We start from the raw sequence: 26,295 nt of genomic DNA, 5'->3' as shown, positions 1-26,295 counted from the left end.
GTCGCAATCCCCTCGAATCGGGTCAAGCTTTCCGACTGCGTCCTTATAAATACACGAAATCATTAAGCCGTCAAGCACTTTTCGGTAAACCTCCCCCAAAAAGGGCGTCCCGATGATTTTAGTCCTCGCTAAAACAGCCCTGAAAAGAAGATAAATACCTGAAATTACTAGATTTGCTTACTTCGGTAAACCTCCGCAAACCCTCATTCCACCGTTGCAAAATCGGGCAATTCCCGAACATTTAAAACCCACCCCGGCACTCCGGATTCCTAACACCTGTGAAGTTATGGGGCTTACTTTCAGTTTCTCCTGCGGAACCCCTAAGCCCGGCAACCTCCGGTAAAGGCAATCAGTGCCCTTAACAACTCAAAGAGCGGAAGGAGAGCTGCCGGAAAGGTAAAACGATACCACCACATCCGGTCGTAACAGTATAAGCCCCTTCTCTGTTGACCTCTTCGGCCTTTCCCGTACATTATCTCCGAACCGGCTTTTTACGAAAGGCGGGCGGTCCCCCGCCGGAGAACCTGCCCGAACCCGGAAGGAGAAGGCTCCGTGAAGGCATACATACTAAAACGCATACTCCACATGATACCCACCTTTTTCGGAATTACCTTTCTGACTTTCCTGATCATTCAACTGGCTCCGGGAAACCCTATTCTGATGAAACTCCAGTTTACGGCAGAAGGTCAGATTTCCGACACGGCCACCACAAAGCAAATAATCGAAGAGACGAAAAGGCTTTACGGGCTGGATAAACCCCTACCGGTTCAGTACCTTATGTGGCTCAAAAGAGTCGTAATGCTGGATTTCGGAAAATCCTATAAGGATCACAGGGACGTATGGGAGAAAATCAAAGAGCGTCTCCCCGTAACGCTTCAACTTAACGTGCTGTCTTTCCTTTTAATATACGTCATCGCCATTCCGGCGGGTGTTTTTTCAGCGGTCAAGTCGGGAAGCAAGTGGGATCGATTCCTGACAATCCTCTTCTTCGCCCTCTATTCACTCCCCTCTTTCTGGGTGGCGGTGATACTCATTATGCTTTTCGGAGGGGGTGAATACTGGGATCTTTTCCCGGTATACGGAATTTCATCTCTGCAGGCCGATCAGTGGCCTTTCTGGAAGTGGTTTCTCGATCGAATGTGGCATCTTGTGCTTCCCGTGTTCTGCCTCAGCTACGGTGGATGGGCATACCTGTCCAGATTGATGCGCTCGGAGTTGCTGGAGGTAATCCGGGAGGACTACATAAGAACTGCCAGAGCCAAGGGCCTCGAAGAGCGGGTGGTTATAATGAAGCATGCCCTGAGGAACGCTCTTCTACCCATCGTTACGCTGGCCGCCTATTTGCTCCCTGCCCTTTTTGGAGGAAGCGTTATCATCGAAAGCATCTTTTCCATACCCGGTATGGGTCAGCTTGGCTTCGAAGCAGTTCTTTCCCGTGACTATCCGGTAATTATGGCCCTTACGACCATATCCGCCCTGCTCACCCTTATCGGGCTCGTACTTTCGGACATACTTTATGCCCTGCTTGATCCCAGAATAAAGCTGGAGTAGAGGAGATCCCGTTTATGTTAAACCAGCCGCCCACAGACGAGGTGCTTTACGAAAAGCCCCGTTCCTATTGGAGTGCGGTATGGAACAGGTTCAGGAAAAACAGGCCGGCCATGGTTGGGGTTGTCTTTATAATCTGGCTGGCCCTCATCGCAATCCTGGCCCCTTTGCTTGCCAACAACAAACCTCTTTGTGTTTACGCAGAGGGCAGACTGTTCTTTCCCATTCTGGAGGGCAAGGGTTATGCAAAAACCGTCGTGACGGGAAAGGACCGGAGAAGGGAAATTCTTCTGGACTGGAAAAAACTCCGCGGGGTTAAGGGAATTTCTCCTTTTCAGAAGATGGAAAACCCGGTCAGAGGATGGATATTGTGGCCCCCGGTTCCCTACTCACCAACCGAGCACAACCTCTTTGAAATCCTTCAACCCCCCGGCGGAAAACACTGGCTGGGAACGGACGACAGAGGCCGGGATGTGCTCAGCAGGATGATTCACGGCTCCCGCATATCTCTTTCCGTCGGCATGGTGTCGGTTGGGATTGCGGCGGTTTTTGGCATTATACTGGGCGGTATGGCGGGATACTTCGGTGGTTGGGTCGATCAACTGATAAACAGGCTTATCGAAATCATGATGACGATCCCCACTTTCTTTCTCATAATAGCAATAATAGCCTTTCTCCCGCCGAGCATATACAACATTATGGTCGTGATCGGCGTAACGGGGTGGACGGGAATAGCCCGATTCGTGAGAGCGGAGTTTCTGAAGCTGAAAAACCTCGACTTCGTCACGGCATCCCGCGCTCTTGGCACTTCCCACGCCCGAATTATTTTCGTGCACATGCTTCCCAACGCCATGGCGCCCGTTCTGGTTTCTGTGGTATTCGGCATAGCAGGTGCGATTTTGACGGAATCCAGTCTGAGTTTCCTGGGGTTCGGCGTGCCGCCCCCAACCCCGAGCTGGGGAGATATTCTCAGTCAGAGCCGGGATTACATAGAATTCGCCTGGTGGTTGACCCTCTTTCCCGGGCTGGCCATATTTATCACAATAACGGCTTATAACCTCGTGGGTGAAGCGCTGAGGGACGCAATGGACCCAAGGCTTTTTCAGTAGGGGGAAGGTCGGATGATGGATTTTATTGAAGCGGCAACAAAAGACGGAACAATACCGCTCCTCACGGTAAGCGAGCTTACCCGTGAAATAGCCCGGGTTCTCGAAAACGAGTTTCCCTTCGTCTGGGTTACCGGTGAAATATCCAACCTGCGCATTCCGTCGTCGGGTCACATGTACTTTACCCTTAAGGATCAGTTCGCCCAGATCAGGGCCGTATGCTTCAGAGGTACCCGGCCTGCAATTCGATTTTCGCCAAAGGACGGCATGGAAGTGATTTGCTTCGGCAGGATAAGCCTTTATCAGCCCCGTGGCGAGTACCAGATTATAGTTGAAATCATGGAGCCCAGGGGGCTCGGTGCACTTCAGGCCGCTTTCGAGGAGTTAAAAAAGAAGCTGTTTCAGGAGGGTCTTTTCGACGAAGCCAGAAAAAAACCGCTTCCCCTTTGTCCGAAGCACATTCTGGTCGTAACCTCGCCGACCGGTGCGGCCATAAGAGACATCCTGAGAATCCTCAAGAGCGCGCCTCTGGGCGTAAGCGTCACGCTTCTTCCGGTTCAGGTGCAGGGTGAAGTTGCCCCCGCAGAGATCGTCAAAGCCATCGAATGGATTAACGAGAACGCACGGGCCTTTCCCTGGGACGTGGTTATTGTGGGCAGAGGGGGAGGCAGTATCGAAGACCTGTGGGCTTTCAACGACGAAGGAGTGGCCAGAGCGGTGGCAGGCTGTGTGGTTCCCACAATTTCCGCCGTGGGTCATGAAATCGATTATACAATCTGTGATTTTGTCGCCGACTGCCGGGCGCCGACTCCCACGGCGGCGGCAGAAATCATAGTTAAACGCCAGAAGGAAATTCTGGAAAAAGCCGGCAGGATTCAAGCTACTCTTATCACCTCAATACTGCATCTTCTGGATCGGTACAAAAACAGGCTGGACTTCAACCGGAAAAGACTCAGAGATCCCCAGAGATGGGTGGACGACAAAAGGCTTTATCTCGACGACCGTCAGGAAAGGATTATACGGGCGGTAAAAGGGCTTATTGAAGGCAAGCAAAGAACCCGGGAATTACTGGAAGCAAAGCTTATGATCGCCTTTGGCCCTCAAAAAATAGAGGAAAAAAAGCGCCGCCTAGGTGATCTTTATCGTGAGTTGAACCGGGGAATTGCAAATGTTCTGAAGGACGGTTCCGTCAGGTTGAAGAAGGCAGAGACGTCCTTGAGAATGCTCAGTCCTTACAGAGTGCTTGAAAGAGGGTATGCAATTGTGACAAGATCCTCTGATGGGACCCTGTTGAAGGAGGCTTCCGGAGTTGAGGTGGGCGAGGAGGTAAATGTCCTGCTGGCTTCAGGTGGTCTCAGGTGTACCGTAAACGAAAGACTTGAGGGAGTGGAGAAGTTTGATGACCGGGAAAAAACGCAGTGACCCCGTCAGAGCCGTTACCCTGGAGGAAGCCTTTGAACGACTTGAGTTCATAGTTCAGGAGCTGGAAGGCGGGCAGATCCCCCTGGAAGCTGCTATAGAAATGTTCGTCGAAGGCATGAAGCTCGTTGAATTCTGTCAGAAACGCCTTGATGAAGCCGAGCAAAAAGTGCAAAAGGTGATCAGGGAAACCAATCAGAGGTGGACTGTGGAAGCCTTCAACCCCGGATCTGACGACGACGAAACCCAGGGTTGGAGGTCTGATCCCGGGAGAGGAAAAAATGGAATTTAATCTTTCCGCATACCTCAAAGAGCAGAAAGCCAGAGTTGACGAAGCTCTGGAAAGGTTTCTCCCTCAGACGAGCGGGCTTGAAGCCAGGGTAGTTGAGGCTGCGAGGTACAGCCTTTTTGCCGGCGGTAAAAGAATCAGACCGATCCTTTGCATTGCCGCCCACGATGCGCTGAAGGGAAACTCCCCTGCCCTTTACCCCGTTGCCTGCGCCCTTGAGATGATCCACACCTATTCTCTTATCCACGACGATCTGCCCGCAATGGACAACGACGATTTCAGGCGTGGCAAACCCACTAACCACAAAGTCTTCGGTGAAGGCGTGGCAATACTTGCAGGGGATCTTCTGCTCACTTACGCTTTCGAGCTTATTGCCGGAGCGGCCACCAACGGAGCTGACGCTTCTCTGCTTTTAGAAGTAATAGGCCTGATTGCTCAGGCTGCCGGCTTTCGTGGGATGATAGGCGGTCAGGTCATAGATCTGGAGTGCGAAAACAGGAGTGATGTGGATCTGGCGACAATTGAGTACATGCACACGAAGAAAACCGGGGCGTTGCTCACGGCTTCGGTCGTTTCAGGTGCCCTGCTTGGAGGAGCCGGCGATAAAGACCTCGAACGCTTCAGGCGATACGGTCATCACTTTGGCCTGGCTTTCCAGATAACTGATGATTTGCTTGACCTTATCGGAAATTTTGATCAAATGGGTAAATCCCCGGGGTCGGATTTACAGAAAAACAAAAAGACCTACCCTGCTCTTATGGGAATTGAAGAGAGCAGGAGGGCGGCCGAGGAGCACGTAAATAGGGCCGTTGAAGCAATTGAGGTGTTCGGGGCTGACGCCGAACCCCTCAGAGCCATAGCTTTATATCTCCTGGAGAGACGGGGTTGACACCCGCCTGATCGGGAGTTTGCAGGAGGAAAGCCTTGACGGAGCAATCGAGGATTCTGGACAACATAAACTCTCCTGCCGACCTTAAGCGCCTGTCCCCTGTTCAGCTTCAGGCGCTGGCACAGGAGATCAGAGAGGAAATTATCAGGGTCGTTTCGAAAAACGGCGGTCATCTGGCTCCAAACCTGGGAGTCGTTGAGCTTACCCTTGCCCTCCATTACGTTTTTGAATCTCCTGAGGATCGTATAATCTGGGACGTAGGCCATCAGAGTTACCCTCACAAGCTGATTACTGGCCGTCGAGAGGTGTTCCACACTCTACGGACCTTTGGCGGTATATCGGGCTTTCCGAAGCGTGACGAGAGTCCCCACGATGCCTTTGGCACAGGCCACGCCAGCACCTCCATATCTTCGGCTCTGGGCATTACCGTGGCAAAGAGTCTCAAGGGCTGTTCGAGAAAGGTCGTTGCGGTCATAGGCGACGGAAGTATGACCGGAGGTATGGCCTTTGAGGCACTGAATCACGCCGGTGACCTCGGAAAGGATTTGATAGTCGTGCTGAACGACAACGAAATGTCCATATCGCCCAACGTAGGAGCTCTTTCTTCTTTCCTCAGCCGCAAGCTCTCAAGCCGTACAATCGTTCAGTTCAAAAAGCAGATGGAGCAGTTCCTCAAAGCCATTCCCGGAGTCGGATCGAACATCCTGCAGTGGCTCAAAAAGAGTGAGGATTCCTTTATCGCCTTTTTCACTCCCGGGATTCTGTTCCAGGCACTGAAGTTTCATTACATAGGCCCTATAAACGGTCACAGGCTTGAGCGGCTTATAGAAACCTTCGAAAAGGCAAAGCACATCAACGGGCCGGTTCTGATTCACGTCCTGACACAGAAAGGGCGTGGCTATCATCCTGCAGAATCAAATCCCACGCACTTTCACGGAGTCGGCCCCTTCAAGATCGACACGGGAGAAAGCTGCTCCTCCGGAGGATGTCCGCCGACCTATACGTCCGTGTTCGGGAGGACTCTGGTTAGGCTGGCAGAAAAGGATCCCAGAATCGTGGCGATAACGGCGGCAATGAAAGAAGGAACCGGGCTGGACAAATTTGCCGGCCTCTACCCCGAGAGGTTCTTTGACGTGGGAATTGCCGAACAGCACGCCGTTACCTTCGCCGCAGGGCTTGCAACTGAGGGATTTCGGCCGGTGGTAGCCATATATTCGACCTTTTTGCAGAGGGCCTACGACCAGGTAGTACACGACGTGGCCTTGCAAAACCTTCCCGTTGTTTTTGCAATGGACCGTGGAGGCATTGTAGGAGAGGACGGGCCCACACATCACGGAGTTTTTGACTTTTCCTATCTGAGGCACATACCCAATATGGTGGTGATGGCCCCGAGAGACGAAAACCAGTTGCAGCATATGATCTACACGGCTCTGAAGTACGAAAGAGGGCCTATTGCTTTCCGCTATCCCAGAGGATACGGTCTGGGAGTACCGATGGATGAGGAGTTAAAGGAAATCCCCATAGGACGTGGTGAAGTTTTGAGAGAGGGCAATGACGTTGTGCTGGTTGCAATAGGGGCCATGGTTCATCCCGCGGTGGAAGCGGCAGAGCTTCTGAAAAAGGAAGGGATCGAGGCCACGGTAATCGATGCTCGTTTCGTAAAACCTCTGGACGAAGAGTTGATAGCTTCAAGAGCAGAAAAGGCGGATGCGGTGGTGACACTGGAGGAGAATGTTCTGCAGGGAGGCTTCGGCAGTGCCATTCTTGAAATGTTTTCCAATCTGGGGTGGTTTCCTTCCAGGTTTCTGAGGATCGGTATTCCCGACCTTTTCGTACCCCACGGATCTCAGAAGGATCTGCGAAAAGCCCTGAAGCTGGACCCCGAGAGCATTGCGGAATCCGTAAAAAAACTCCTGGAAAGCAATGCAAAGGAATTCCGGACAAAGAGTGCCCGACTACGAGCGATTAGATAAGCTTCTCGTCCGGCGAGGTCTTGTGGAAACCAGGTCCCGTGCTCAGGCCGTCATAATGTCGGGGAGTGTGTACGTAAATGGAGAAAGGGTAACAAAAGCCGGGGCGAGGGTCAGCGTAGAGGCAAACGTAGAGATCCGCGGCAAACCGATTCGATACGTCAGCCGTGGAGGGCTGAAGCTGGAACACGCATTAAATTTTTTCGGGATTAATCCTGCGGGGTGTGTCTGTATGGACGTGGGAGCATCGACGGGAGGGTTTACGGACTGTCTTCTCCAGCACGGTGCATCCAGGGTTTACGCCGTTGATGTAGGCTACGGTCAACTGGACTGGAAGCTCAGGAAAGACCATCGCGTCGTGGTTCTGGAAAAACGAAACATTCGATATCTGCCCCGGGAGGCGGTCTCTGATCCAATAGAACTTGCCACAATTGACACTTCTTTCATATCTTTAAAACTCGTTATTCCGTCAGTTACGGGTTTTTTGAAAAAGGGAGCCATTACAATAGCCCTTATAAAACCTCAATTCGAAGCGGGACGTAAGCAGGTGGGAAAAGGGGGTGTGGTCCGGGATCCCGCCGTCCACGATAGGGTATGCAGTGAGATCAGATCTTTTATGGAGGATCTGGGTTTTGACGTTTTGGGCATAACGCCGTCACCCATACTCGGGCCGCGAGGCAACAGGGAATTCTTCATTGCGGGCGTCTGGAAACCCCATTCCGTGACGACTTCCGGTTCCGAAGGTAACGGTGAGCTTTCGATAAACCCCGCACGGCTTAATAATGCAAAAAAAGCCGATAAAAGCTTGTTTTTATGAGCAACGACGGCTAAATAGGGCTTGCTTTGGCTTATCGCCTATGTATAATGGCCTTGGAGTGCTGGGGATTAGGGGCTATCTACTTATAATCACTGGATTTTATCCACTGTTTTAGGGAGGAAAGAACATGACGAAGGCGGAACTTGTCAGCAAAATGGCCGAAAAAGCCAACATCAGCAAAGCCAATGCTGAAAAGGCACTGAACGCATTTATAGAGACCGTGAAAGAGGCTCTTTCGCAGGGAGACAAGATCAGTCTGGTAGGGTTCGGTACTTTCAGTGTTGCCGAAAGGAGCGCCAGGGAAGGTCGAAACCCCAAGACCGGTGAAAAGCTTACAATCCCTGCCTGTAAGGTGGTCAAGTTTAAACCCGGTAATATGTTAAGAGATGCGGTAAAATAGTTCTTTTGCCCTGCAGCAGAAATGCTGGTTCTGCTGCAGGGATCTTTGCCGACTGTGAATACGAGGAATCTTATCGGTGCTGTTAACGGTGCGGGTGATCGTCCTGTAATTGAGCCTCGAAAGGGAAAAAGGGAGGGTCTCCTTCCGGAGGTTGGTTGCTTCGTCTTTGTACCCGATGATATTAGGCTTTTTCTGAGAAGAGTTCGTTATCAAGTATCGAAGAGAAGCAGGATCTTTTTGAGTAATTGCTATGTTTTTTCCGATGGTACAAAAGCCAGATGGTGTTTATTGGGCCCCATTCTGGGCGCTCCACAGGCCGTAATGGTGCTGGAAAAAGCCGTAGCTCTGGGTGTTCGCGACGTGGTTGCCCTTGGCTGGTGCGGCTCGCTTCAAGAAAGTGTGAAGATAGGGGATGTGGTGGTTCCCATCGGTTTTTTTTCCGAGGAGGGAACTTCATCTCATTATCCCGTCGTCGAGGCTGAAAAAATCGGCGTGGCGGCAGGCGCCGGCTTATCCTGTTTGAAGATTCTGGAAAAAAGACGCATCCCCATACACAGGGGGGTTGTGTGGACTACCGACGCTCCTTTTAGAGAAACGGTCGGGAAGGTTCTTTTTTACAAGCAGAAGGGCGTTCTGGCCGTTGATATGGAGTCCAGCGCATTAGCGCGAGGCGCATCTTATCGAGGTGTAAACCTTTTAATTATACTAATTGTCTCAGACCACCTGTACACTTTAAAATGGCATCACGGTTTAAAGGAGGCAGTTTTTAAGGAGCGGAGAAAGCAGGTTATTGAAGCGGTAGTAAAAGCCCTTGATAACGGGGAAAAGGATGAAGGACGATCTTGAAAAGATAAGACAACGGATAGAAGAGCTTCGCAGAGAGATTCTCTATCACAACTACAGGTATTATGCCCTCGACGACCCGGTCATAACCGATCAGGAATATGATACCCTGTTCAGAGAGCTGCAGGAACTTGAAGAACGGTATCCTCAATTCATTACACCCGATTCCCCCACGCAGAAAGTCGGCCATCCGCCTCTTGAGTCTTTTGCTCCTTTCGAGCATCGCATTCCCATGCTGAGCCTTGAAAATGCCTTCAGTGAGGAGGAAGTGCTGGCCTTCGACGCCAGGGTGCGGAGGGCTCTCGGTTCCCCGGTTTACAGCTACGTAGCCGAACCCAAAATGGATGGGGTTGCCGTCGAGGTTATCTACGAAAGAGGTGTTTTAACGGGAGCCGGAACCAGAGGTGACGGGCGTGTGGGAGAAGACGTGACGCCCAACGTGAAAACGATTCGCTCCATACCGCTAAGACTTACGGCCTTCGACGGAGCGCCCGAACCGCCGGAGTATCTTGCCGTAAGGGGCGAAGTCTTTATGGAGAAGGAAGAATTCAGACGGCTTAACAGGGAACAGACGGAAAAAGGTCTGCCGCCCTTTGCAAACCCGAGAAATGCGGCTGCCGGATCTTTAAGACAGCTCGATTCAAGGATTACCGCCTCCCGGAAGCTCAGGGCTTACTTTTACGGCGTAGGCCATGTGGAAGGCATAGAATTCAGAAGTCACTGGGAAATCCTTGAAACCCTCCGTTCCTGGGGGCTTCCCGTGAACCCGTTAAGAAAGCTCTGTAAGGACATCAGGAGTGCAATAGCTCATTACCACGAACTGGAAAGAATGCGGAGTGCGCTGCCCTACGAAATCGACGGAGTCGTGATAAAGGTTAACGAAATCGAACTTCAGAAGCGTCTTGGCGAAAAAACCAGAAGCCCTCGTTGGGCCATTGCTTTTAAATTTGCTGCCCATCAAGCGGTTACCAGGGTTGTCGGAATAAACGTTCAGGTAGGCCGGACGGGTGTTTTGACTCCCGTGGCAGAGCTGGAACCCGTGCAGGTCGGCGGGGTTGTGGTCCGGCATGCAACCCTCCACAATTACGACGAAATAAAGAGAAAGGACATCAGGATAGGAGATAGGGTTGTCGTTCAGAGGGCCGGTGATGTAATTCCGGAAGTCGTTCGCGTGGTCAAGGAAGCCAGGACGGGAAGCGAGAAAGAATTCGCCATGCCCGACAGATGTCCCGTTTGCGCCAGTAAAGTGGTGAGGTTCCCCGAAGAAGTAGCCTACAGGTGCATAAATCAGAACTGTCCGGCCCGGGTGAAGGCATCCATAATTCACTTCGCCAGTCGTAATGCTATGGACATAGAAGGGCTGGGAGAAAAAACGGTAAACCTTCTGGTGGATAGAGGTTTGATCAGAAAGATTCCCGACATTTATCGCCTGAAAAAGGAGGACCTCGTTAACCTGCCCGGATTTGCTGACCTGTCGGCGGAAAACCTCTTAAAGGCGATCGACAAAAGCAGAAGGACAAACCTTTCCCGCTTTCTATTTGCCCTTGGAATACCCTACGTTGGAGAATATACGGCGTCGCTCCTTGCAACTCACTTTAAATCTCTGAAAGCCGTCATGGAGGCCGGACGGGACGATCTGGTTTCCATACACGGAATCGGTGATAAGGTAGCCGACGCAGTGGTGGAATACTTCCGCAATCCAGAAAACCGTGCCATGATAAAGGACCTTCTGGATCAGGGACTGGAAATAGAAGGAGAACCCGAAGAAGTAGCCGAATTCGATTCCTTCTGGAAGGGGAAGACAGTGGTCTTCACAGGATCGCTTAAGAACTTCACCCGGGACGAGGCCTCCAGAATCGTTACTTCTTTAGGCGCCAGAGTGGCCAACAGCGTAAGTCGAAAAACAGATGTGGTGGTAGTCGGTGAAAATCCAGGATCTAAGCTGGAAAAGGCCCAGAAGCTGGGCATCCAGATCATGAGGGAAGAAGAATTTTTGGAGAAGGTAGGTCAAAGGAGGTAGAGTCCTATGAAAAAGCGGGTGCATCTCTACATATCAGGTCGCGTGCAGGGAGTTTTTTTCAGGGACTACATGAGGGACACGGCAAGAAAGGTCGGTGCCACAGGCTGGGTCAGAAACCTTCCGGACGGTCGCGTTGAGGCGGTGGTCGAAGGAGAAGCCGATGCCGTGAATGCCGTCGTAAACTGGTGCTATCGCGGCAGTCCGGCAAGCAGGGTCGATAACGTGGAAATCTCCGAAGATATATACAGTGGTGAATTTTCAGACTTTCAGATTCGATATTAACCGTAACATCCCTTAAGGGGAGTAGAAAGGTGGAAAGCATAGTTAATGCATGGCACAAATTCGTAGATTTTCTGGTTACTTACGACCTGAAAACCCTGGTGAAGGCCCTCTACAAAGTAGACTGGATTGCCCTGCTTCATAACCCGGTGACGTGGTTCGTAGCCGGTGCAGGGCTAATTTATGTCATCATTTCAAAGAGATACGGTATTCTGGTTTTTGTGGGCTCCGTGGCGGCCCTGTGTTTTATATTTTATCAGACGATACCTGAAAACATAGAAGAGGTGGAAATCGATAAACTTATAACCTTTTTCGGTGCGACTCTGGCCGTCATGCTCGTAAACATATACTACTTCGTAATTCGTAAATAATGAAAAGGGCGGTGAAAACCCGCCCTTCGTCGTTTACTTTTCTCCGTTGACCCTCATCTTCAGGTCCTTTCCGACCTTAAAAAAAGGCAATCTTTTGGGCTTTACCTCAATGACTTCGCCGGTTTTTGGATTTCTTCCTTTATAACCCTGATATTCCTTCACCTTGAAACTGCCAAACCCCCTGACTTCGAGTCTGTCTCCCTTTATGAGAGCCTCTTCCATGGCCTCAAAGGTTACGTTTACCGCCAGTTCGGCCATGCGAAGCGTTATTCCTTCAGCCCTGGCAACGGCTTCTATTAGCTGACTCTTGGTCATGATCCTCTCCTCTTACCGACCGGTTCGATCACTTCTCGTCCTTTCATGTAAGGTCTCAAAGCCGGAGGGATTATCACACTTCCGTCGGCCTGCTGATAATTCTCCAGAATGGCAACCACGGTTCTGCCGACGGCCAGCCCCGATCCGTTCAGAGTGTGAACGAACTCACTCTTTTTCTTACCTTTCCTACGAAACCTGATATTGGCACGCCTTGCCTGGAAGTCTTCGAAGTTACTACAGGACGAAATTTCTCTGTAGGTATTTTGCCCCGGCAGCCACACTTCTATATCGTAGGTCTTTGACGCAGCAAACCCGAGATCACCGGTACACAGGCTTACCACCCGATAATGAAGCCCCAGTTCCTGAAGTATCGTTTCGGCATCCCGGAGTAAGCTTTCCAGCTCATCATAAGAGGTTTCCGGCTTGACAATCTTAACGAGCTCCACTTTGTTGAACTGATGCTGCCGGATAAGCCCTCTCGTATCCTTACCGTAGGATCCGGCTTCTGCGCGAAAACAGGGCGTGTAGGCCGTGTAGTATTTGGGTAACTCATCTTCCTGAAGTGTTTCATTCATGTGTATGTTGGTCACGGGCACTTCTGCCGTAGGAACAAGATAATAATCCCAGCCATCAAGCTTGAACAAATCTTCTTTGAACTTGGGCAGTTGCCCCGTGCCGATAAGGCTCGTGCTGTTGACTATGAAGGGAGGCAATACTTCGGTATAGCCGTGCCGTGAAGTGTGAATGTCCAGCATAAAGTTGATAAGGGCTCTTTCCAGTTCTGCCCCTTCCCTCCAGTACAGGCAGAATCTGGCACCCGTCATGCGGGATGCTCGCTCGAAGTCCAGTATTCCGAGTTCTTCGCCTATTTCCCAGTGAGGTCTTGGGGAAAAGTCAAACTCGGGCTTTTCACCCCACACTTTAACCACGGGGTTATCCGCCTCATCCTTCCCGACGGCTACGGATTCGTGAGGCATATTCGGAATAAGGAGAAGAATATCCCTGAATCTGTTCTCTATGTCGGCTACTTCCCCATCAAGAGCCTTAATTCTCTCGGAAAGCTTCTTCATTTTCGAGATAAGCTCATCGGCACTCTTACCTTCTCGTTTAAGCCGGGCAATATCCTCAGAAGCCTGATTCCTTTCGTGTTTTAAGGATTCAACTTCCTGAAGTAGTTCTCTCCTTCGCTGATCCAATCTTCTAAACTCGGAGAGATCCATATCCAGTTGTCGATCTCTCAACATCTGCTCGACACGGTCGATATTCTCGCGAACGAATCGCAGGTCCAGCATTTTTGTTCCCCTTTTATAAAGTCAACGACTTTTATCCGATCTATCATCCCTTTTCAATTTCCGCATTTACATAGGATATACTGTAATCGGTCAGTTCTTCAATGGGGGGAAGGCTATAAAAAACGGCCATAAAAGGAACGGTCTGACCGGGTTTTATGTGCACATTGGATAGATTGTCCCCTTCCCTTCTCGATAGTCTGTCTTGAATTTCTTTTAAGGACAGCTGAGTTAGTTCGTCCCTGGAAAGCACGTTTCCGGGGAAGAATTTTTGAGACATCACAACCTTGCCGTCGATACCTATAAGTTTGGCCTCAAGCGTAACAAAACTGACGGGATAGGGTGAAACGTTTCTTATTTCTCCCTGGATAACGAGCATCTGCCCCACATTCAAGTTTTCTATGAAAAAGGCTTCGGTTTTTTGTGCTATTTCTACGGGTGGTGTTTTGCCGGCGGGCGCATTTTTTTCGGTCTTTTCCGGTTTGATCATGAAGTAATAGACGGTCGCTATCGCTATCATAAAGAGCGGTAAAGCCGTTAATACGAAGATTTTGGATCTGGCCACGGGAGGACGCCGTGCCATTCCTGCCGTTCTCTGGCGGCCCGTAGAAGCCAGAGTGCGGGGCTTACGAGCAGGCTCTGCCTCATCCGTCGTCTCTTCTTCACCGGTAACATCTTCTTTATCTCGAGGTTCTTCAGGCTCTGGAGCTTCCAGAACCACCATTTCCTCTTCCGGCTCGGTCTCCACCTTGACCGAAAAAACATGTTTACACCGCGAACACCTTACTTTACTTACGGGTTTTTTCAGTCTTTTCTCGTCAACTTTAAAACGGGTACCGCAGGATTCACATGTAATTACCATTATTTTAAACTCCTCGCTTTAAGTCCTGACACCGGAAAAGCATACCTCATAAATTCCGGGCAGATGCCTGTACTTTTCGGAATAGTCAAGGCCATAACCGACCAGGAACCCCTGTTCAACGGTAAAACCGACATAATCGACTTCAACGGCGCACCGACGTCGTTCTTTTTTATCAATAAACACACAAACTTTCAACGAGGCAGGCTTTTTGGTAAGCAAATAATCCACAACCCACTTAAGGCTGTATCCCGTATCAACGATGTCTTCCACCAGAAGGACGTGCTTGTCTCTGATGTCCAGTTCGATATCCTTCGTTATCTTAATCTCTTCACTACTTACCGTGTTCAATCCGTAGGTGGAAATTCTCATAAAATCAACTTTTGCGGGAAGGTTCAAATTTCTCAGAAGATCCGCCAGAAAAATGAAAGCTCCTTTAAGAATTCCCACGAAGATTACTTCCGAGACCTCTCTGTTCCTGTAATCCTCTTCTATATCCCGAGCAAGCTCTTTGACTCGATTTTGAATATCCTTTGCAGAAATTATCTCCTTCAGAGTGTAATCCACCATTTCTTTTACCCCCGTAACCCGTTTTTTATCAGATCCAGCGACAGCGCCACATTGTTAAAAAAAGCCTGAAAAGTCAATGGCTTCTTCACTCTGTTAGGAAGATCCGCAGGGGCTGGAACCCGAAAAGGCCGTCATAAACGGTAAGGAAGTCCGCCGATTCTGCCGATTAAAGTAATGATAGCCAGATTGTAAACTTTTCTCCTCTTCATTGACATGACCCTGCAGGGTTCTTAAGGTTTTCTATGAAGGTGTAGTGCCGTTCAAGCCAGCCCCCCGGCGGGGTCCGGAGGAAAATTATGAAAGTAATCAACAAAAAATGCGACGAAGATGAATTTATGGCACCGCGCTTTCGTGGCATGACCGAGGATGACGAGGAGGAGTTTTACGAGCTGGATGATCTGGAAGCACCCGAGGAAATAGGTCTTATTCCGCCGGAAGAGGAATACGACGCGTCAGAGGAGGAAAAAGTGGAAGACTCTGATGAAGCTGAAGCGGTTGCAGAGGAGGAATCTTTTTTTGATTCCGATCACATTACTACTTACCTGCGGGAAGTTTCCGAGTACGTACTTCTTACTCCCGAAAGAGAAATTGAGCTTGCGGCGATAATCCGAGAGGGCCAGAACGCCCTTATGAAAATCATCGAGGAAGAAGGTAAGTCGGATCCTTACTTCAGACAGGTTTACACCAAGATTCAGAGGCTTCATGCAAAAGAAAAGACCTTCCCTGGAATGCGCGATAAAATCCTGAAGGTAATCCGCCGTTCCGTCGTTCAGGCTCTCGAAAAAAATCCGGAAAACGAGCATTATCGGGAGATTTACCGGCGCGTTCAGGAAATACTGACCCGGATAGACGAAGCAAAAAACGAAATGGTCAAGGGAAACCTCCGCCTCGTTTTGAGCATCGCCAAGAGATACCGGGGACGGGGGATGAGCTTCGACGATCTGATTCAGGAAGGCAATCTCGGGCTTCTCAAAGCGGTCGGTCGCTTTGACCACACCAAGGGAAATCGCTTCAGTACCTATGCTACCTGGTGGGTCCGACAAAGCATAATACGCGGGATTTACGACAAAACCAGAACCATTCGACTTCCGGTACATTTCATAGAGATGAGGAATCTCTATCAGAAGGTTTACAGTGAGCTGTACAGGGAACTGGGAAGAGAGCCCACGCCCGAGGAAGTTGCGGAAAGGGCAAACATACCGGTTGAGCGTATAGAAACCATTATGGCCCTGACGGGTCAGCCTGTTTCTCTTGAAACCCCCGTTGGAGACGACGAACAGCGTCTGGGAGATTTTATCGAAGACACCAGGGTGGAATCTCCCGCCGAAAACATACGGGATAAGGAGCTCTATGAGGTACTGAGGCGTGTGCTTGCCACGCTACAACCTCGTGAAGAAAGGATACTTCGCCTCAGATTCGGTATAAACGGAAATCCCGAGGAGACTCTTGAAAAGATCGGTAAGAGCTTCAACGTTTCAAAGGAAAGAATACGTCAGATTGAGAAGAAGGCTCTGCAGAAGCTTCAGCATCCCAAAAGGAGAGCACTTCTGGAGCCCTTTCTTGACTGAAGAGGGGAGCGGAGCAACGAAGTGGGACTGGAAGTTTACTGGCTAAAGGGCATCAGACAGGTAAAGGGATCAGACAGAAGAAGTTCAGCAGACCCGGATCCGGTGAAGCTTGCGGAAGAAAATTGGCGTCCTTTACCGGAGAGGAATTTAACGGGGCGCGAAAGACGGGAGCTTAACAGAAAGGCACAGTCCCTGAGGCCCTGCGTTCAGATCGGAAATCGAGGTGTGACCAGGGAAGTTATCGGGGAAATCCGCCGTCAACTGCTTATTCACGAACTCATAAAGGTAAAGTGGGCCACTCTTTCAAAAGAAGACGGTGATAAGCGAGAGCAAGCGGAGGAATTGGCCCAAAAGGTCGGAGCTCATCTGATTTCCCTTATAGGGAAAACCCTGGTACTTTACCGCCAGAAAGAACAGGCCAATCAATAGGGGAAAGATGAGTCGTCGTGTTATCGTCATAGGTTCCGGGGCCGTCGGCAGCACCTATGCTTTTGCACTTTTGCAAAGCGGGCTCGTTGAAGAAATAGTTCTTCTCGATCAGAACCGGGATCTGGCCGCGGGTCAGGCTATGGACCTGTCCCATGGTCTGCCCTTCGTTCTCGCCGCAAGGGTTTACGCAGGCGGTGAAGAAGATCTCAAAGATGCCGACATGGTCGTTATCACGGCGGGAGCAAAACAGCGCCCCGGTCAATCTCGCCTGGACCTGCTTAAAGTAAACGCCGCAATAATGAAGAGCATAGCCGATTCGCTGGAGAAGCAATGCGGCTCTGAAATTCCGGTTATGGTGGTTACAAACCCCGTAGATGTGATGACCTATGCCCTTTACCGCTACACGGGCTGGTCCCGTCGTTTGATCTTTGGATCCGGCACCGTGCTGGACAGCGCCAGATTCCGGTACATGCTGAGCAGACATTGTGGAGTGGACTCAAGAAGCGTCCACGCCTATGTTATCGGTGAACACGGTGACAGTGAAGTACCGGCCTGGTCGCTTACCCACATCGCAGGAATCCCTTTTGATACCTACTGCGGGCAATGCAATCGTTGCAATGAAGACCGGGAGAAGGTCAAAAAGACCGTCGAAGAGGAGGTCAGGAATTCGGCGTACCATATCATAGATTACAAAGGAGCCACCTGGTTTGCCGTGGCTCTTGCCATGACCCGCATTACCTCCGCCGTCTTGAGAAACGAGCGCTCCGTCCTGACGGTTTCAACAGTTTTGAAAGGAGAATACGGCCTCAACGACCTTTGCCTCAGCGTGCCCTGCATCGTGGGAAGAAACGGAATAGAGCAGATCATAGAAGCCGACTTAAAAGACCCGGAGAAAGAAGCGTTAAGTCTTTCTGCCGGTGTAATTCACTCGGCCGTCAAAGAACTGTCCTTAGGTTAAGCATCACATTGCCGTAAACAATTACGGCATTTTGAATTACACGCCTGCAGGGACAACCGCAAGGGTTGTCCCTGCTTGGGCAAGGAGCTTCACGGACACTTAAGACCTTTCAATCGGCCTTTCTCAGAGGTGGCAAGGCCAGATAAAGAGTGTGATCTCCACGCTTTATCAGAAGAAGCAGGCTTTCCGTCTCTTTTGCTTTGCTTATGGCAAGTTTGAAGTCTCTTATGTTGTGCACCTTTCTTCTGTTGACTTCCTTTATTAAATCACCTTCGGAAACCCTCGCCTCCCAGGCAGGAGAACCCGGCTCAACCCCGGTCACGAGCACACCGGTCTCGTCCCTGCTCCATCCGAAGCGCTCGGCTACCTCCGGAGTAAGATTTTGAACGGTTAGTCCCCATTTTTGAGCCTTCTCAACGGCTTCGTCCCCGGTCTCAAACTCCGTTGCGCCTTCTTCGGGCATAGTTCCCACGATAACACTTACATGCTTCTTTTTACCGTCCCGAAGAACGGTAACATCTACATGGGAGTTCGGAGCCGTTGCAGCGACAATCCTAGAAAGAGTTCGTGCATCAGGAATTTCTTTACCGTCAAACTCCACTATAATGTCGCCTCTTTTTATGCCTGCCTTATCGGCGGGGCCTCCTTCCAGCACATCCGCAACCAAGGCACCTTTAGGCTCTTTCAGTCCAAAAGATTTTGCCAGCTCAGGTGTCAAATCCTGTATCATGACACCCAGCCAGCCCCGCACGATTTTCCCTTCCTTGAGCTGGGGCAATAGTTCTTTGGCCATATTTATAGGTATTGCAAATCCTATACCCTGGCCTCTTGCCACAATGGCGGTATTGATCCCAACGACTTCACCCTTCAGATTGAAAAGAGGCCCACCGCTGTTTCCCGGGTTTATTGCGGCATCGGTTTGCAGAAAATCATCGTAGGGTCCGGCTCCGATAACGCGGCCTTTCGCGCTGATTATGCCCGCCGTAACCGTATGACCAAGCCCAAAGGGATTGCCCACCGCTATCACCCAGTCGCCCACCCGGAGTTCGTCGGAATCGCCCAGAACGGCAGGATCGGGAAAATCCTTATCGGGTTTGACTTTGATGAGGGCCAGATCCGTCTTGGGATCTCTTCCAACGATCTTTGCTTCGTATTCCCTGCCGCTGTCCAGCTTGATGGTTATTTCATCTGCCTTCTCTATTACGTGGTTATTCGTCAATATGTATCCATCAGAGCTTATGATAAACCCCGATCCGAGAGAATGAGTCTTGAATTCGCGTTTCGGCAGGTCACCAAAAAAGCGTTTAAAAAATTCGTCTCCGAAGAAGTCGCGAAAGGGGGAATCGGGGTCAAGGAAAGGCTGGAGGGGGTGATCCTTTATAACCTTTGTGGTGGATATGTTTACGACGCTGTGCTTAACCTTTTCCACGAGGTCGGCAAAGGACGGCAATTCTGAAGCTGACTTAGAGGGCCACAGAGCAAGAGAAAGGTTTGCATGCAAGACGACCACAACGGTCAGAACCACGCCTAAAAGTCCGGGAGCTTTTATGCATTTCATCAATCCAATCCTCCGATTCGAAAGTGTTGCTTTCACCTTGAAACTTCTTAATAAGAATTAATGAAGAAATCAACCGGAGTGTAGCATGGAGGACGCAAAATGGAGAGGGAACAGAGATATTTTTTTGAGTCTGCCTGCGACAGGGCGATGGCAATTGTTTTAAAAAACTCCGAGCTGAAAAAACTGTACCGGAAGGCCGAAGCCACCTATACACCCGGCGAGCTGAAGATACGGGTACTCGAACAGGCCGTGCAATCTATGGAGAAGGACGAGAATGCCAGGAACTTCTTTGCCGACGAAGAGAGCCTCACCAGTTTTTTCTGCGGGATATGGATTCAGTTTCTGCTAATTGAAGTCGGGGGGATGGAGGCGGAAAAATTAAAGACCGTTGCGCGGGACATTTTCAGAGAAAACTTAAGGTCTGTCACCATTCATTGATTTTTCCCGGAAATACGTCTCAATGCTGACATTAAAATCTCTGGTAAGAGCGTCGAAAAAGTTTTTTGCGTCCCGCAAACTTTTCATCCTTGCAAGGCAGAGGGCCGACGCATGCCCGTACCTGTCGAGCTTTTGTGCAAGCTCGATAACTTCGTACTCGGAAGTATCGGGCCATTTTGCGAGAAGCCTTCCCAGCGATACCCCCGGAACCGTTATTCTGAATACAATAGGAGAATCCCATGGGTCATCAAGAAGCCAATCAACACGGAACAGTCTGTCCGGGGGAATGGAATGCCGGGTTACCGCATCGGTGCATTCACCCTTGTGGATTGTCACCCCTCTTTCACTCAGAAGGGCCATGCAGTTGTCTTCACCGGGATAGGGTTTGCAACAATAGGCAAACTTGTGAACAGCCCGGTCAATCTGACCAATCGTTACAGCTAACTGCCTGCTTTGAAAACGAAGGAAACCGCCCCTTTCAACGGAAATAATCTCCGAAACTATCCTTCGAACCTCTTCGGGTCCGAGAACATCCTGACCCAGTTTTACGTAAAGATCCGTTTCACTTTTGGAGCCCGTTTTTTTGAGTATCAATTCCATGCTTTCAAAATTAGCGTTTTCGGCCTTCAAACCAAGCAGGGTGATAATCTGCTGAAAAATCTCACGCCCGATCTTTTCTGCGTAAAATCTCCTTCTTCTCTGAATCAACTTCTGAACACCCGCTCTCGCCCTCAGAGTCTTGCATATCGTTTCGTATTCCGGATCCACATCGAGCACTTCGGTCGTCGTAAGGATTTCAACGGTTGCGCCGTCATAAAGCGGGTAAACAGGGGAAACCTTCTTCCCGTCTATCAGCCCTCCCCTGCAATGATCGCCCAGTTGAGTATGAATGCGATAGGCAAAATCCAGAACCGTGCTTTCCTTCGGCAGAAAATAAAGGTCGCCTTTCGGGGTATAGACGGCTATCTCTTCACCCTCGGTGTACCTCAAAAGCTCCTTGCGATGCGTAGAGGGTCCCTGGTATTCGGCTATCTCCCTCAAAAACTCCGCTATTTCGTCATCATGCTCCTCGCGGAAAAACTCCTTATCCTCTCTCCACCTCCTCAATATGCCGTACTGCGCCCATGTATCCATTGATGGAGTTCTGATCTTTACCAGATAATTCTGCCCTGCATGATGAAACCTTGCGTGAAGGCTCCGATAACCGTTGGCCTTGGGGCTTGCAATAAAATCTCTGATGGTACGGGGCAACGGCGGGTAGGTTCGGTTTACAATCCCGAGAGCTTCGTAACAGAGGAGTTCATCTTCGGAACTTACGACAATTGTGAAATCGACGTAATTCTCAGCATTATGCACTTCCAGAGTTTTTCGCTGAGCATTATAGTAACTTCCCAGTCCCTTGCATCTACTTCTAACCTGTGCGGAAATACCCAGCTTCCTCAGAGCTTCTTCCAGAGTACTCCTTATTTCTACAATCTTGGGGTCGTTACTGATCTGATTTATATGGTTGAGAATCTTTTTGCTTTTGCGGGGATAGAGATACATAAGAGAGAGGTTATAAAGCTCTCGTTTGAGATGATAGATGTTCAGCTTTGCCGCCAGAGGTGCATAGATATCAAGGGTTTCCGTTGCGATTTTCTGCCGTTTCGCAGAGCTCAGATAATGAAGTGTGCGAAGATTATGAAGCCTGTCGGCAAGTTTTATTATGAGAACGCCAAGGCGACGGCTTGCACTCTTTAGAATTTTGCTGTGAGTCATGTAAACAGAGTTACCGTCGTGCCCCAGCCCGATCTTTGTGCATCCGTCAACGAAATCGGCAACGGCCTGGCCGAATCTCTTTCTCAGGTCCGATAGGTCAACATGAGGTACATCCTCAACCGTATCGTGCAAAAGGGCGGCACACAGAAGCGTTACATCCAGGATTTCGAATTCTCTGGCTATAATCTCCGCAACGGACACGGGATGAGTGATGTAAGGCTCCCCGGACTTCCTCTTCTGATCCTTGTGAAGCGCCGAAGCATATTCAAAGGCTTCAAAAATGCGATCCCCCTCATCACCGCACTTCTGTGCGATGGCCTTTATGGTTCGAAGTGCCTGCCAGTATTCCTGCGAGTTAGTTTGCATAAAACCTCAATCCGACTGCCAAAAAGCAATCAACTTCTCACAATTCTCATTTAATCCTCAAACTCGATACTTTCAACTAATAAAAAACCCTGTTCGGCCGGAGGGGGATAGCCGAACAGGGCCAGGAGGGGTTAGGAGAAGGCGACCTAACACCATCTGGTATTCTTTATAGTCGACAGAAAAAAAAGATTGCAATTTTTTTGTTTCAATATGCAAGCTTGCTAAGTGATCTCATTATGAGAGTAAACCCCATGCCTATCATGCCCATGATGCCCATCCCGCATGAAAATCCTGCGAGGAGAACCGGCGCGTAGTGACGCCACCTGAGTCCGTATTTTTTTATAAAATAATACCTGCCCAGCAGGGCCCCTATTACCTCGAGAAATACGCCGTGTGGCGTGGTCTGTCCCAGTCCTCTGGTGACCCCGTAGATAAGCATTATCGGGAGGTTAAGCACTGCAAGCAACCAGTAGGTCAGAACCCCCAGCCCCAGTCCCCAGAGGACATAAGACAGCTTCAAAGCCTGGAAAAATGGTGAATCCCCCTCAACCGTAGCACTCTGAAGGAGGAGAGTGTTCAAAGCCTGAAGATGCCATAGCTCCTGAGCATAAGGATAATGACTGGAAGGGATTGGCGCGAGATGCCACAGATACTGTGAAAAAAGCAGACTTGATATCATGACCACAGGAAAAACGAAAATCTCCGCCTTGATAATGCTCCTAAAGCTGGTCCCCGTCAGCTCAATTTCGCGAAACTTGACCGTCGCCTTTCCGTAATTGTGAATAGGTATCGGCGCATACCATATGCCTATACCGTGGTAGCCGAAAAACCGGGACGCTGCAATGAAGCTCATTTCCCGAACCATGGGTAAACTGACAAACTGCCCTGCCACACCTTCCATCCTTGCCGATATGTAAGAGATGATAGGCGTGTAAATAAACCCGTAGGCTACGAGGAAAATAATCGGAAATCCCGGAACCAGGTAATTACAAAGCAGGATATAAGCAGTCGTTGAAGCCACGTAGATGGCCAGGGCAATCCATATGCTGAAATCGCCACGGCCGGGAGGCGGAGTAAAAAGCCTTTTAAACCTCTCACCCAGAGGTTCCTTATGTCCGGCCTTCCGCAACATTACCATTACGTGGACGATACCTGCCACGGCAATTGCCAGTCCCAGCCCTATACCGAAGCTCATGTAAAAATCGAAGTTATTGGCAAACACGGTATCAACCGTCTCCATTCCCTTGTGCCAGTGATAGAGAATGCCCTTACGATAAAGAATGGGGTTTGCTATCATCGTTATAATGAAACCTATAAGTCCCCCCATAACCGCCCAGAAAGGTAGAACCATACCGAGAAACATTAAACCGAGATCGAGCTGGATACCGGTAGCTACGGCGGGAAGGAAATCCTCCGTGTAAGGAGTGAGCTCTATCCACGGAATGGGAAGAATGCGGATGGGTTCCACGAGAATAACGCCCGAAGCAGACGGTATAAGCACATAGATGAATCCGAAAATCAATCCTATAACGCCGCCTATTGAAAAGACCCTCCATCTCCAGCTCGTTTCCTCTCTGTTGGCCGACTCGGTAAGGGCCATTGTCCCGAGAGCTCCCACAGGAGCCATGGGAAAGGGAAGCCTCTCAACATCCGACGTGAGCCTGTAGAGCGCATACCCCAGGCCGAAATGATCCACCGCCTGGATAAGCTCAAAGCCTATCATCAAAAGTATAGGAACAAGCCAATCACGATGGAAGAAAGTCCTTTCAACATAGGACTCGGAACCGGGAGGCGGGGCAACCCAGGAGGGTATTAAGTGCGTAAGCCCCAGGACTCTCGCCGCCTCGGACTGCACTATGTACTGATTCCAGAGAAGACCCGAAAAAGGAGAGGAAAGAGCGGCTCCGGCCATATAGTAAAGTACGAAAACCTCCTGCTGCCTTAGCCGGGTATAAGCTCTCTTGGCCACCTCTCCAAACAGAATAACCGTAACCCACCTTGCCGCAGGCCCCACACCCGTTCCAATGACCAGGTTCAGATACATAGAGCCCGGCATCATGACAAAACCGATAAAAAGAGCCCCGAAAACGGCCTTCCATCCAAAGCCGTCTTCAAAATGATCCGGCGGCTTTAGAAGCTCTCTGTATTCCCTCAGTTCTCTGTCTTCTTTCACCTTACCCACAGCTCCGTAAATCAAAGTGGGAAAACGTGATACGAAATCGGCACAAATAGGCCGATCACAAGCCAAAGAAGTGCCATCGCCACATCACCCCAGATAAGCCCGATAAAAAACCAACGGGCTTTATGATACAGTTGCAGGCCACCGTAACGCATTACGATGACGTTGAACAACCAGCCCAGAAAAAAGGAAAACCAGAGTATCTTCATGGCCGAACTGTAGGCAACAAGATAGCCGATTGGATGTAAAGGCCACCATATGAACCTCTGATAACCCGCAATAACAAGCATCATAACCCCGGCTCCCACAACCCCAAAGAAAATGCTCCATCTCTTTGGCCCCTCCGGATGCTGAATCAGCGTTAACGCTTTTTCGTGGACACGGGATACGGACTCAAGAACCCAGGTGTCCGGAAAGCTCAGTATACCGTACTTGTAGGTTATGATAATTACCGAAATTGTTGAAATTACGAGGGACAAAGCAGTGGCCGCAACAATACCCAGGAGAAAGCGCCGCTTTTCTGAAGTGCCTTTTGAAAGAGCAGAAGCATGAAACAGGGTCGGCTGAAGGGATTCACGCATATCCAGAAAAGCAACCTTCTGCACCACCGCACAGAGGTATATCGAAAGCGGGGACAGATGGCCGCTGTGTAACACCGAAAGAAGGCCGTCGGAAGGAGCGGCGGTCAACGTATAATAAGGCAATCCACCCTGACATACTATTCGGGACGAAACCAGGTAAATAACAAAGGCAACAACCAGAAAGACCAGGGAAGATAAAAAATCGACACCGACACATACAAACCACAGACAAAGACCGATAAATCCGACAGTTGCGGCCATAAAAGAGCCCAAGGGTGATAAAAAGCCCGAGTAGCCCTCAGGAAAGACTTCATCGGAACCTCTTCCAGAGCGAGCTACCACCCTGAAAACCGCTTTGATGTGATGCCTTGCAAGCCATATAAGGAAGAGGGCAAAGACTCCATAGGCGCCCACCGCCTGCATTTCTTCAACCCTTTCTAGAACCGGACCGAAGGTCGTTCCCAAAGCTGCATCGGGTATGTGCATTCCGAAGACGCCAAGCACTCCCGGAATCAAGGAAGTAAGCACGAAAAAGAGCCAGAAACTCAGGGAAACCTGTCTTGGAGCTAAAGACGCAAAGCCTATGAAAGCAGGATAGATGTAAATCTTCGCTCTGTAAAACCCCTGTAAAAGGCCTTCTTTTGGAATATAAGGCTGAGCCAGCAGTAAAGTGGGGATTTGAGGGACCCCCGGAAAGTAGGTATGAAGACCGTTGAGAAGGTGAAGGGTCACCGGAATCAAAAGTCCGCAGATGAAAAAGGGACCGAAAAGATTTCGCCATAACGATCCCTTCTCCGACTCTTCTACAAAAATCTCCGGAACCCTAAGCAACGGAAAGCTCATTCGTTCGTTTTCTATCCAGTGATGGGAAAAGATCCCTGTGATCCCCATGAGTGTGGTAACCAGAAAAACCAAAAAGACTCCCCAGAAGAGGAGAGGAGTAATCCAGTGATCCCAGGGAATGCGAGAAAAAATTTGAAAAGCGTTCAGGCCGTAAGCCCCTTCCATACCGTAAAGAAGCTCTCCGATGAGGTCTTCCTGTACCGGGAAGATCTCTCTTCTCACCTCCGATATTACCTTCAAAATCTGCCGCTCCTGTCCCTGCAACCATCCCGGAGCCGTTATGTTCGCAATAAAGGTTCTGGCAAACCCCGTATGTGACAGGGTAGAAGCAATTGCGGACATGGCCCAGAGCAGCAGGACTTCAGAAAGAGACAATCTGAGAAAAGGGGAAATTCTCCCGGCCAGAGGATTCCACAAAAGCAGACAAAACATGAGGATGAAAAAGGACACCAGTGGGAAATGGCCGCCTCCAAGAGGGGAATTCTGACGAACGATATTATTCCACGGCGTTATCCAGCTTATAAGAATGCACAGCACAACACCGATGATAAGAACCCAGAATCGAATGTGCCTATTAGAATCGCCACTCATGAAAGAGTCTCTCTCCCCTCTATTCCCAACCCGTCGCTTTAA

Annotated in this window: 24 protein-coding genes and 1 pseudogene; 17 read left to right on the top strand and 8 right to left on the bottom strand. The window is 50.0% G+C overall.

Annotation, left to right across the window (positions count from 1 at the left end; all coding sequences use genetic code 11):
* Window positions 1–552: 552 nt before the first annotated feature.
* From BM091_RS06495 to BM091_RS06440, 13 genes and pseudogenes are all read left to right on the top strand, one after another.
* Window positions 553–1,551, top strand: a complete 999-nt coding sequence (locus BM091_RS06495; RefSeq protein ID WP_093394402.1) for an ABC transporter permease — start codon at window positions 553–555, stop codon at window positions 1,549–1,551.
* Between the two features lie 14 nt (window positions 1,552–1,565).
* A pseudogene (locus BM091_RS14535) lies at window positions 1,566–1,721 on the top strand (ABC transporter permease); the annotation flags it as partial.
* A 168-nt stretch (window positions 1,722–1,889) separates the two neighbouring features.
* A complete protein-coding gene (locus BM091_RS06490; RefSeq protein WP_425443306.1) occupies window positions 1,890–2,657 on the top strand; it encodes an ABC transporter permease in 768 nt (255 codons plus the stop codon).
* 12 nt (window positions 2,658–2,669) lie between these two features.
* Window positions 2,670–4,076, top strand: coding sequence for an exodeoxyribonuclease VII large subunit (gene xseA, locus BM091_RS06485; RefSeq protein ID WP_093394399.1), 1,407 nt, complete (start codon window positions 2,670–2,672; stop codon window positions 4,074–4,076).
* Window positions 4,054–4,365, top strand: coding sequence for an exodeoxyribonuclease VII small subunit (gene xseB / locus BM091_RS06480; RefSeq protein WP_093394397.1), 312 nt, complete (start codon window positions 4,054–4,056; stop codon window positions 4,363–4,365). The genes xseA and xseB overlap by 23 nt, the downstream gene beginning before the upstream one ends.
* Complete coding sequence (locus BM091_RS06475; protein WP_093394396.1) at window positions 4,355–5,251, top strand: polyprenyl synthetase family protein; 897 nt, start codon at window positions 4,355–4,357, stop codon at window positions 5,249–5,251. The genes xseB and BM091_RS06475 overlap by 11 nt, the downstream gene beginning before the upstream one ends.
* Window positions 5,252–5,286: 35 nt before the next feature.
* Window positions 5,287–7,224: a 1-deoxy-D-xylulose-5-phosphate synthase gene (gene dxs, locus BM091_RS06470; RefSeq protein ID WP_093394394.1), complete on the top strand. Its 1,938-nt coding sequence runs from the start codon at window positions 5,287–5,289 to the stop codon at window positions 7,222–7,224.
* Window positions 7,225–7,246: 22 nt separating this feature from the next.
* Window positions 7,247–8,038: a TlyA family RNA methyltransferase gene (locus BM091_RS06465; RefSeq protein ID WP_245735292.1), complete on the top strand. Its 792-nt coding sequence runs from the start codon at window positions 7,247–7,249 to the stop codon at window positions 8,036–8,038.
* Between the two features lie 127 nt (window positions 8,039–8,165).
* Window positions 8,166–8,438 (top strand): HU family DNA-binding protein, encoded by a 273-nt coding sequence (locus BM091_RS06460; protein ID WP_093394391.1) that lies wholly within the window; start codon window positions 8,166–8,168, stop codon window positions 8,436–8,438.
* Between the two features lie 21 nt (window positions 8,439–8,459).
* Window positions 8,460–9,284 carry a nucleoside phosphorylase gene (locus BM091_RS06455; RefSeq protein ID WP_093394390.1) on the top strand — a complete coding sequence of 275 codons (825 nt, stop codon included), beginning with the start codon at window positions 8,460–8,462 and terminating at the stop codon, window positions 9,282–9,284.
* Window positions 9,268–11,301 (top strand): NAD-dependent DNA ligase LigA, encoded by a 2,034-nt coding sequence (gene ligA, locus BM091_RS06450; protein ID WP_093394388.1) that lies wholly within the window; start codon window positions 9,268–9,270, stop codon window positions 11,299–11,301. The genes BM091_RS06455 and ligA overlap by 17 nt, the downstream gene beginning before the upstream one ends.
* A 6-nt stretch (window positions 11,302–11,307) precedes the next feature.
* A complete protein-coding gene (locus BM091_RS06445; protein WP_093394387.1) occupies window positions 11,308–11,583 on the top strand; it encodes an acylphosphatase in 276 nt (91 codons plus the stop codon).
* A 29-nt stretch (window positions 11,584–11,612) separates the two neighbouring features.
* Window positions 11,613–11,951: a hypothetical protein gene (locus tag BM091_RS06440; RefSeq protein ID WP_093394385.1), complete on the top strand. Its 339-nt coding sequence runs from the start codon at window positions 11,613–11,615 to the stop codon at window positions 11,949–11,951.
* Window positions 11,952–11,984: 33 nt separating this feature from the next.
* Here the strand turns inward: BM091_RS06440 and BM091_RS06435 are convergent, their stop codons facing one another.
* From BM091_RS06435 to hpt, 4 genes are read right to left on the bottom strand one after another with little or no spacing between them, the layout of a single operon-like run.
* Entirely contained in the window at window positions 11,985–12,266 is a 282-nt protein-coding gene (locus tag BM091_RS06435) for an HU family DNA-binding protein (protein ID WP_093394384.1), read from the bottom strand.
* A complete protein-coding gene (serS, locus tag BM091_RS06430) occupies window positions 12,263–13,558 on the bottom strand; it encodes a serine--tRNA ligase (protein ID WP_093394382.1) in 1,296 nt (431 codons plus the stop codon). Before serS ends, BM091_RS06435 begins: the two co-directional genes overlap by 4 nt.
* A 43-nt stretch (window positions 13,559–13,601) precedes the next feature.
* The gene (locus tag BM091_RS06425) at window positions 13,602–14,417 is read right to left on the bottom strand and encodes a DUF3426 domain-containing protein (RefSeq protein ID WP_093394570.1); all 816 of its coding nucleotides are present in this window, start codon (window positions 14,415–14,417) and stop codon (window positions 13,602–13,604) included.
* Between the two features lie 18 nt (window positions 14,418–14,435).
* Window positions 14,436–14,984, bottom strand: coding sequence for a hypoxanthine phosphoribosyltransferase (gene hpt / locus BM091_RS06420; RefSeq protein ID WP_093394381.1), 549 nt, complete (start codon window positions 14,982–14,984; stop codon window positions 14,436–14,438).
* Window positions 14,985–15,280: 296 nt separating this feature from the next.
* On the opposite strand from hpt, the gene BM091_RS06415 reads away from it, so the two are divergent.
* From BM091_RS06415 to BM091_RS06405, 3 genes are read left to right on the top strand one after another with little or no spacing between them, the layout of a single operon-like run.
* Window positions 15,281–16,552: an RNA polymerase sigma factor RpoD/SigA gene (locus BM091_RS06415; RefSeq protein WP_093394379.1), complete on the top strand. Its 1,272-nt coding sequence runs from the start codon at window positions 15,281–15,283 to the stop codon at window positions 16,550–16,552.
* A gap of 21 nt (window positions 16,553–16,573) precedes the next feature.
* Window positions 16,574–16,981: a YhbY family RNA-binding protein gene (locus BM091_RS06410; RefSeq protein ID WP_093394378.1), complete on the top strand. Its 408-nt coding sequence runs from the start codon at window positions 16,574–16,576 to the stop codon at window positions 16,979–16,981.
* Between the two features lie 7 nt (window positions 16,982–16,988).
* Window positions 16,989–17,939 carry an L-lactate dehydrogenase gene (locus BM091_RS06405; protein ID WP_093394376.1) on the top strand — a complete coding sequence of 317 codons (951 nt, stop codon included), beginning with the start codon at window positions 16,989–16,991 and terminating at the stop codon, window positions 17,937–17,939.
* A gap of 109 nt (window positions 17,940–18,048) precedes the next feature.
* On the opposite strand, the gene BM091_RS06400 is transcribed toward BM091_RS06405, so the two are convergent.
* Complete coding sequence (locus BM091_RS06400; protein ID WP_093394375.1) at window positions 18,049–19,497, bottom strand: DegQ family serine endoprotease; 1,449 nt, start codon at window positions 19,495–19,497, stop codon at window positions 18,049–18,051.
* 99 nt (window positions 19,498–19,596) lie between these two features.
* Between BM091_RS06400 and BM091_RS06395 the strand changes: the two genes are divergently transcribed.
* Complete coding sequence (locus tag BM091_RS06395) at window positions 19,597–19,935, top strand: hypothetical protein (RefSeq protein WP_093394373.1); 339 nt, start codon at window positions 19,597–19,599, stop codon at window positions 19,933–19,935.
* Here BM091_RS06395 and BM091_RS06390 read toward each other — a convergent pair.
* The 3 genes from BM091_RS06390 to BM091_RS06380 form a co-directional block, all read right to left on the bottom strand.
* On the bottom strand, window positions 19,912–22,059 hold the full coding sequence (locus tag BM091_RS06390) for a RelA/SpoT family protein (RefSeq protein WP_093394372.1): 2,148 nt from the start codon (window positions 22,057–22,059) through the stop codon (window positions 19,912–19,914). The two genes, BM091_RS06395 and BM091_RS06390, sit on opposite strands and share 24 nt — an antisense overlap.
* A gap of 205 nt (window positions 22,060–22,264) precedes the next feature.
* Window positions 22,265–24,232, bottom strand: a complete 1,968-nt coding sequence (locus BM091_RS06385) for an OPT family oligopeptide transporter (RefSeq protein WP_093394370.1) — start codon at window positions 24,230–24,232, stop codon at window positions 22,265–22,267.
* A gap of 20 nt (window positions 24,233–24,252) precedes the next feature.
* The gene (locus BM091_RS06380) at window positions 24,253–26,253 is read right to left on the bottom strand and encodes a DUF6785 family protein (protein WP_093394369.1); all 2,001 of its coding nucleotides are present in this window, start codon (window positions 26,251–26,253) and stop codon (window positions 24,253–24,255) included.
* Between the last annotated feature and the right edge of the window lie 42 nt (window positions 26,254–26,295).

Source organism: Thermodesulforhabdus norvegica (assembly GCF_900114975.1).
GTDB lineage: Bacteria > Desulfobacterota > Syntrophobacteria > Syntrophobacterales > Thermodesulforhabdaceae > Thermodesulforhabdus > Thermodesulforhabdus norvegica.
This window is presented reverse-complemented; position numbering and strand designations above follow the sequence as displayed.